Source organism: Prosthecobacter sp., assembly GCF_044373815.1.
GTDB lineage: Bacteria > Verrucomicrobiota > Verrucomicrobiia > Verrucomicrobiales > Verrucomicrobiaceae > Prosthecobacter.
Genome location: NZ_JBIPNG010000641.1, coordinates 1 through 3,068 on the forward strand (window position 1 = coordinate 1; position 3,068 = coordinate 3,068).

3 protein-coding genes are annotated in these 3,068 nt (G+C 61.0%); 2 read left to right on the top strand and 1 reads right to left on the bottom strand.

The features are described 5' to 3' along the window. Positions 1-89: 89 nt before the first annotated feature. Positions 90-1,436 (bottom strand): 16S rRNA (adenine(1518)-N(6)/adenine(1519)-N(6))-dimethyltransferase RsmA, encoded by a 1,347-nt coding sequence (gene rsmA / locus ACIREA_RS29565; RefSeq protein WP_397385913.1) that lies wholly within the window; start codon positions 1,434-1,436, stop codon positions 90-92. 71 nt (positions 1,437-1,507) lie between these two features. Between rsmA and ACIREA_RS29570 the strand changes: the two genes are divergently transcribed. Continuing rightward, complete coding sequence (locus ACIREA_RS29570; RefSeq protein WP_397385914.1) at positions 1,508-1,879, top strand: aspartate 1-decarboxylase; 372 nt, start codon at positions 1,508-1,510, stop codon at positions 1,877-1,879. Positions 1,880-1,967: 88 nt separating this feature from the next. After that, on the top strand, positions 1,968-3,068 hold a 1,101-nt coding region (locus tag ACIREA_RS29575; RefSeq protein WP_397385915.1), incomplete at its 3' end, for a PVC-type heme-binding CxxCH protein.

Genomic DNA, 3,068 nt, shown 5'->3' on the forward strand with positions numbered 1-3,068 from the left:
GAAGATGGCAACAGCGGCATTCAGGCCGCCAATGCAGCCGGGATGCAGTCAGTGTTTATCCCACGGACGATGCGGTAGAAAATAGCGAGCTACTTCTGCGCCCACGCCTTCCAGCACGTCACAAAGCCCTTCGCAAAGTCCTGCGGCCGAGCATCCACCCACGCGCTGATATCCTCAGGCTTAAACCAATCCCCTGTGGCCACCTCCTCGGGAAGGCAGCGCACCGGGCCGTCATGCCGCGCGATGCGTAGCTCGACGAATTCGTGATCCGTATTGTCCCCCGCAGGAATCTCCGCAGCCAGTTCCGTGGCTTCGACGTGAATTCCCACTTCTTCTCCAAGCTCCCGCACAGCCGCGCTAGCGTAGCCTTCCCCGGCATCCAGATGACCGGCGGCGCTGCTGTCCCACTTCAGCGGCGACACATCTTTGAGATGCGAACGCTGCTGCAGGTAAATGAACCCACGTTTGTTGATGACAAAAATATGCACCGCACGATGCAGCAGCCCGCGCTTGTGCACCTCGCCGCGTGTGAGTTGCTCGACGACCTCGTTGCGCTCATTCACCACATCAAACATCTCGCTGGCCTTCTGCCCCGCATCAGCTTCGTGGCGCTGCTCGTAATGGCGGGCGATCTGAATCCATTGCGTCAGCGACAGCGCCTCCGCGCGCACCATCGTCGTCACGCCCAGCGCCTGAATCAGCGCATCCCACCCACCGGGAGCTTCGGGCAGGAGATTCTTCAATTGCTTGCGCCGCTGTGAGAAACCCATGCGCACCAGGCGGTCAAACAGCACGTGATCAAACACCGGCAGCGTGGCAGGATCTCGCGGCGTCAGGCGGATGATCGCGGAGTCCACCCGTGGCTTTGGCACAAAGACCTCCGGCGGCACCACCCGCAGCATCTCCACATTCCAATCCTTCTGCACCAGCAGGCTCAGCGCGCCGTAGGCGTCGTCTTCGCAGGTGGCGGCGAGGCGGTCGCACACCTCCTTTTGCAGCATGAACACCGCGCACCCGACCGGCGATGGCGGCGTGAGCCAGTGCTTCAAGATCTCGCTGCCGACGGAATACGGCAGATTTCCCACGATGCGCAGCGGGCCGTGCTTAAACCACGAGCGCAGATTGATGCGCGTGGCGTCATTGTGGATGACCTCGACATCGTCGCGACCTTCAAACTGGCTTTGCAGCTCCGGCGCGAGTTGGGAATCTTTTTCAATCAAAATAAGTTTCTTCGGCCGGCCGACGAGATGCTTCGTCAAAGCCCCCATGCCGGGTCCGATTTCCACCACAATATCCGCCCCATCCGGCTGCACCTGATCGCCGATCCAGCGGGCAATCTCCTCGTCCTGCAGGAAGTTCTGCCCCATGCTCTTGCGTGGGGTGAAGTGCGGGCGGGGAGGCGGGGCTTCGGAGCGGCGTTGGTCGCGGTATCTCATTGCCTCATCATCCACCGTTCTGCGCTTCCATCAAACCAATCCATCCAGGCAGCCAATACTTGACCCCCGGCATGAATGAAGCACTCTTGAGGGTGCTTAGAACCTGCCTCAAATCCAAACTCCACCGTGCCGCCATCACCGATGCCAACATCGCCTATGAAGGCAGCATCACCATTCCGACCGATCTCATGGAAAAAGCCGACCTCTGGGTGGGCGAAAAAGTGCTGGTGACCTCCATCACCAACGGTGCCCGCTTGGAAACCTATGTCATCCCCGCCCCCGCCGGTTCCGGGCAGATCATCGTCAACGGCGCCGCTGCCCACCTCATCAATACCGGCCACCGCGTCACCATCATGGCCTGGGGCCAGAGCGAGCACCCGATCATCCCCAAGCGTCTGCTGCTCAATGAGCGCAACGAAGTGGTGAACGACACGGTTCTATAAGGCGGCTGCGCAGGGTATCAGCACAAGAATACCACGTTGAGCGACTTTCGGCTGTTCATGCTGCCGCAGGACTCCGTATGATCTTGTCATGAATCAGACTGCCGCCTGTTCCCTCCTGCTGCTGCTCGCCTTAAACACCTCGCTCTTCGCGCAGGCGGATGGCATCAAGACGAAGACGACTTACGCCAAGGCCTACGGTGAGACGAAAAACGCCGTGGCCGTGGATGCAGTCAAGGATCTGCCCCGCTACCCCGCCATAGAGCCAAAGGACGCCATCGCCTCTTGGCAGGTGAAAAAGGGCTTCAAACTCCAGCTCGCCGCACATGAGCCGCAGGTGCGCAGCCCCATTGCCGCCTGCTTTGACGAAAACGGCCGCATGTTTGTCTGCGAAATGATCGACTACAGCGAGATGCGCGACGTCACCCCTCACCTCGGCCGCATCTCCATGCTGGAAGACAAGGACGGCGACGGCTACTACGAAACGAGCCAGGTCTTCGCCGATGACCTTCCCTGGCCTACGGGCCTCGTCTGGGCCAATGGCGGCCTGTATGTCGGTGCCACACCCGACGTCTGGCGCTTTGAAGACAAGGACGGCGACGGCAAGGCCGAGGTTCGCGAGAAGGTCTTCACCGGCTTCGGCACCGGATTGAAAATCCTCAACGTGCAGGGCCTCATGAACAGCTTCCAGTGGGGCCAGGACAATCGCATCCACGTCCTCGCCGGTGGTGGCAATCGCGGCGTCATCACCTGCATGAAGCGGCCTGACGACAAAGGCGTGGAACTCGGCGGCAAAGACTTCTGGTTTGATCCGATCACGCTGGAGTTCGGCCTCGAAGGCGGCGGCGCGCAGTATGGCATGAGCTTTGACAACTACGGGCGCAAGTTCGCCTGCTCAAACTCCGACCACCTTCAGTACTGGGTTTACGATGACAAATACGCCAACCGCAATCCCTACTACGCCATGCCACCCGCACGCCAGAGCATCGCGGCGGACGGCGGCGCGGCAGAGGTCTTTCGCCTCAGCCCGGACGAGCCCTGGCGCATCATCCGCACGCGCTGGCGCATCGCCGGTGTGGTAAAGGGTGCAGTGGAAGGCGGCGGACGCGTGAGCGGCTACTTCACCGGCGCCACCGGCACCACCATCTATCGTGGCGATGCCTACGGCCCCGACTTCGTGAACAACAGCTTC

What these genes read in the sequence shown, in the direction of transcription:
- rsmA (WP_397385913.1), bottom strand. Translation starts at nt 1,436, where the DNA reads ATGAGATACCGCGACCAACGCCGCTCCGAAGCCCCGCCTCCCCGCCCG.
- ACIREA_RS29570 (WP_397385914.1), top strand. Translation starts at nt 1,508, where the DNA reads ATGAATGAAGCACTCTTGAGGGTGCTTAGAACCTGCCTCAAATCCAAA.